This window comes from Prosthecobacter sp., from assembly GCF_029946185.1.
In the GTDB taxonomy this organism is placed as follows: Bacteria; Verrucomicrobiota; Verrucomicrobiia; order Verrucomicrobiales; family Verrucomicrobiaceae; genus Prosthecobacter.
In genome coordinates this window covers 1-4028 of sequence record NZ_JAQSEA010000128.1, presented here as the reverse complement: position 1 = coordinate 4028, position 4028 = coordinate 1, and the positions used below count along the sequence as shown (strand labels likewise).

Genomic DNA, 4028 nt, shown 5'->3' with positions numbered 1-4028 from the left:
CGGCGATGGCAAGGACAAGTGGCCGTGGCTGGACTTTGCGCCGCAGTTGCCGGGCTGGCATGAAGCGCCTGATAGGGCCGAGTGCGTGCCAGTGGGCGTAAGCCAGCACGTAACGAACAACATGGGGCGCAGCTTCATCAACAGCCGCCAGCCCGCGCCAGCTGAGTGTCGCCCAGAGAAGGGGCTCTATTTTGATGAGCAATGGCGTCATGCCCTGCCGCAAAACCCTGAGTTTATCTTCATCACTGGCTGGAACGAATGGGTGGCGCAGCGCTTTCTCTCGGATGGCACCATGACTTTCCAAGGTCGCGTGCTACCAGCGGGTGAGACGTTCTTTGTAGATCTCTACGATCAGGAGTTCAGTCGCGACATCGAGCCGATGCGTGGTGGTTTCGGCGATAACTACTACTGGCAGATGGTCGCCAACATCCGCCGCTACAAAGGCGCACGCCCGCTACCTGCATCATCCCCCGCCAAGACCCTCGCCATCCCCGGCGCCTTTGCGCAGTGGGCCGAGGTGAAGCCCGTCTATCGCGATGACTTGCACGACACCACCCATCGTGATCAAGACGGATTGGCCGGTGCAGGCCGCTACACGAACAAGAGTGGTCGCAACGATCTGGACACGATGCACGTCGCCCAAGATGCTACGCATTGCTTCTTCCACGTCAGCACTCGAGAAGAGCTCACCCCCGCCACACATGCCGATTGGATGGTCCTGCTGCTAGACACTGATCAAAACACCAAGACCGGCTGGCACGGCTATGACTACCGCCTCAATCATACACGCCCAGCTTCCGATAGCGCCAGCATCGAACGCTGGGACGGCAAGGCGTGGCAAACCATCGGCACTACAAAACTGCAAGTCGGCACCAACGAGCTGCACCTAGCCGCTGAACGTGGCGTGCTTGGCTTCGTCCCCGGCAAGCCTTTGCGCTTCGATTTCAAATGGACCGACAACGTGCCAGCAACTGCCGAAGCCATCGACTTCCTCGACCAAGGCGACACCGCCCCGAATGCGCGATTTAACTTCCGTTACGCCACCGGACCGCGATGAAACGAAGTCGCCCGTCATGGGCCATGTCCGCGCAGGACAGGAAGTCTTCGAAGCCGAAGTTACCGCCGCCGGTTTTGAGAAAATCGACGCGGTGACGGATGTGCTGAAGGAGAACTACTTCGTGAAGTTTCGGCGGAAGTAAGGCATCAGGCCTGCCTCATCCATGCCAGCAGACGGTCTGCAGGCTGAAAGCCGGAGGTCTGGGAGGCCAGTTTGCCGCCTTTGATCAAGGCGAAGGCTGGAATGCCCTGAATGCGGAACTGGCTGGCGATGTCCTGCCGCTCGTCGGTGTTCACTTTGATGAAGATCGCAGTGCCTGCCGCCAGCGCCGCAGCTTTGGCGAATTCGGGGGCCATCATCTGGCAGGGACCGCACCAAGGGGCCCAGAAGTCGATAACCACAGGCAGCGTGCTCTGCGTGATGAGCGCGGCGAAATCTGACGCGCTGGTGATCTCGACAGGTTCGGCCACGTGGGGCAGTTTAGCCTTGCAGGTGCCGCAGCGGCCCTGCTGGGCGGCTTTGGCATAGGCAATGCGGTTGGCGGTGCCGCAGGCGGGACAGGGCAGGATGATGCCGCGATCATCGGCGGTCAGGTGGAGGCTCATAAAAGACAAGATAGGGTGGAGATTAACTATTGTATATACGCATACGCGCATATAGACGTAATGGTAACACAACCTACTCACACTTCATGATCAAGCATCTTCTCATTCTTGGCGGCGGCACGGCCGGCACCATCATGGCCAACAACCTGCGCAGACGGCTGCCCGCATCCGAGTGGAGCATGACGGTGGTGGACCGTTCGGAAAAACATCTGTACCAGCCGGGGCTGCTCTTCCTGCCCTTCGGCAAATATGAGGAGACTGAGATCATCCGGCAGACCCGTGATTTCATTCCGGGTGGCGTCGAATTTTTGCAGGCGGAGGTGGATCAAATGATCCCCGAAGACCATGCCGTCACGATCAAGGACGGGCGCACACTGAAATACGATCTGCTGATCGTCGCCACTGGTTGCCGCACGGCACCGGAAGAGACGGCGGGCATGCTGGGGCCCAAGTGGCGGGTGAATGTACATGATTTCTACACCCTGGATGGTGCACGGGCGCTGCGTGAGAAGCTCAAAACCTTCACCGGCGGGCGAGTGGTGGTGCACATCAATGAGATGCCGATCAAGTGCCCCGTGGCACCGCTGGAGTTCACCTTCCTGGCGGACACGTTCTTCCGCGAGCAGGGCATCCGAGACAAGGTCACACTGACCTACGTCACCCCGTTGTCGGGTGCGTTCACCAAGCCCAAGGCCTCGAAAAAGCTGGGGCATCTCCTCGGGGACAAAGGCATCGAACTCGTGACCGATTTCGTGGCGGAAAAAGTCGATCAGGAAAACAACAAGCTGGTCTGTTTCGATGGGCGCGAGGTGCCCTATGATCTGCTCGTCACCACACCGACGAACATGGGAGATGCCACCGTGCGCCGCTCGGCTCTGGGGGATGATCTGGATTTCATCGCCACGCAAAAGCACACGCTACAGTCCGTGGAATACAAGGATGTCTTCGTCATCGGCGATGCCACGAACCTGCCCGCATCCAAAGCGGGCTCCGTGGCTCACTTTGAAAGCGAGACTCTTGCAGACAACATTCTGCTTTACATCGCAGGCAAGCCGCTCAAGGAGGAGTTCGACGGCCACTCCAACTGCTTCATCGAATCTGGCAACGGCAAGGCGCTGCTGATTGACTTCAGCTACGAGTACGAGCCGCACGAAGGTCCTTTCCCCTTCGCCTTCGGCCCCATGCGCCTGCTGGAAGAGAGCCGCATCAACCACTGGGGCAAGCTGGCCTTCCGCCACATCTACTGGAACGTCCTTCTTCGTGGCTTGCCGCTGCCAGGCATCAGCCGCCAGAAGAAGAAGCCGGCTGAAGCGTAATGATCAACCCAACCAACCATCATGAAAAAAACCATCGCAGGAACTGAAGTGGACGTGAACGAGGAGGGCTACCTCACCGACGCGTCCCAATGGAACGAAGCCATCGCGGCCGCAATCGCCACCGAGGAAGGCATCGGCGCGCTGACGGATGCCCACATGAAGGTGGTGCGCTACCTGCGTGAGCAGCAGGCCAAAGGTGCCTCGCTCACGATCCGCAGCATGGGCAAAAGCGGCGTGGTGACGACGAAGGAGCTGTACGATCTCTTCCCCGGCGGCCCGCTGAAGAAGTCCTCAAAAATTGCCGGCATTCCCAAGCCCGTCGGCTGCATTTAATCCCCCACCCTTCCCGACCATGAGCACCCCGGACGACAAGCAACCCGTGAAGAAAATATCCATCATCGTGAGCAAAGGCTCGCTGGATGGCATTTACCCCGCGCTGATCATGGCGAACGGTGCCCGCATGGAAGGCATCGAGGCCTCGCTGTTTTTCACCTTCTTCGGCCTGAACGCCCTAGCCAACAAGACGCTGGACCATCTGAAAGTCTCCACTGTGGGCAATGCCGCGCTGAACATGGCCATGCCCATGCTCGGCCTGCCCATCACGATGCCCTTCCCCACGGTGGTGGGAGCCATCCCAGGCGTCTCCGCCTTTGCCACGCACCTCATGAACAAGGAGATGGAGAAGCTCGACATCCCGCCCGTGCGCGAATTTCTCGAACTCATCTCCGACTCCGGTGGCAAGATCTTCGCCTGCAAACTGGCCATGGACATGTTCAAGCTGAAGAAGGAAGACCTGATGGACCGCGTGGATGCGGTGCTGACCGTGGGTCAGTTTTACGAGGAGTCCGCCGGTGCGGGAACGCACATTCTTTTCACCTGACCAAGGCTGCAGCCTCAGGCGAGAATGTCCCGCACGACATTGCCAAACACATCGGTGAGCCGGTAATCCCGGCCGCCGTGGCGATAGGTGAGTTTTTCGTGATCAAAGCCGAGCAGGTGGAGGATTGTGGCGTGGAAGTCGTGCACGTGGACTTTGTTTTCGACCACGGT

6 protein-coding genes and 1 pseudogene are annotated in these 4028 nt (G+C 59.2%); 5 read left to right on the top strand and 2 right to left on the bottom strand.

Annotated features, from left to right (window positions below):
• Window positions 1-1057 (top strand): annotated as a pseudogene (locus PSV43_RS10685) (hypothetical protein); the annotation flags it as partial.
• Window positions 1058-1073: 16 nt separating this feature from the next.
• A complete protein-coding gene (locus PSV43_RS10680; RefSeq protein WP_300196576.1) occupies window positions 1074-1199 on the top strand; it encodes a hypothetical protein in 126 nt (41 codons plus the stop codon).
• Window positions 1200-1203: 4 nt separating this feature from the next.
• Here PSV43_RS10680 and trxA read toward each other — a convergent pair whose 3' ends face one another.
• Window positions 1204-1662 carry a thioredoxin gene (gene trxA, locus PSV43_RS10675; protein WP_300196574.1) on the bottom strand — a complete coding sequence of 153 codons (459 nt, stop codon included), beginning with the start codon at window positions 1660-1662 and terminating at the stop codon, window positions 1204-1206.
• Between the two features lie 89 nt (window positions 1663-1751).
• Between trxA and PSV43_RS10670 the strand changes: the two genes are divergently transcribed.
• Genes PSV43_RS10670 through PSV43_RS10660 form a run of 3 tightly spaced genes read left to right on the top strand, consistent with a single transcriptional unit; the run spans window position 1752 to window position 3858 of the window.
• Window positions 1752-2978: an FAD-dependent oxidoreductase gene (locus PSV43_RS10670; protein WP_345784661.1), complete on the top strand. Its 1227-nt coding sequence runs from the start codon at window positions 1752-1754 to the stop codon at window positions 2976-2978.
• Window positions 2979-2999: 21 nt separating this feature from the next.
• Entirely contained in the window at window positions 3000-3311 is a 312-nt protein-coding gene (locus tag PSV43_RS10665) for a TusE/DsrC/DsvC family sulfur relay protein (protein WP_300196570.1), read from the top strand.
• Between the two features lie 19 nt (window positions 3312-3330).
• On the top strand, window positions 3331-3858 hold the full coding sequence (locus PSV43_RS10660) for a DsrE/DsrF/DrsH-like family protein (protein WP_300196568.1): 528 nt from the start codon (window positions 3331-3333) through the stop codon (window positions 3856-3858).
• Between the two features lie 14 nt (window positions 3859-3872).
• On the opposite strand, the gene PSV43_RS10655 is transcribed toward PSV43_RS10660, so the two are convergent.
• On the bottom strand, window positions 3873-4028 hold a 156-nt coding region (locus PSV43_RS10655; protein ID WP_300196580.1), incomplete at its 5' end, for a DUF1501 domain-containing protein.

Excerpts from the sequence above, each read along its gene's own strand:
- PSV43_RS10680 (WP_300196576.1), top strand. The coding sequence starts at position 1,074 with ATGGGCCATGTCCGCGCAGGACAGGAAGTCTTCGAAGCCGAAGTTACC.
- trxA (WP_300196574.1), bottom strand. The coding sequence starts at position 1,662 with ATGAGCCTCCACCTGACCGCCGATGATCGCGGCATCATCCTGCCCTGT.
- PSV43_RS10665 (WP_300196570.1), top strand. The coding sequence starts at position 3,000 with ATGAAAAAAACCATCGCAGGAACTGAAGTGGACGTGAACGAGGAGGGC.
- PSV43_RS10660 (WP_300196568.1), top strand. The coding sequence starts at position 3,331 with ATGAGCACCCCGGACGACAAGCAACCCGTGAAGAAAATATCCATCATC.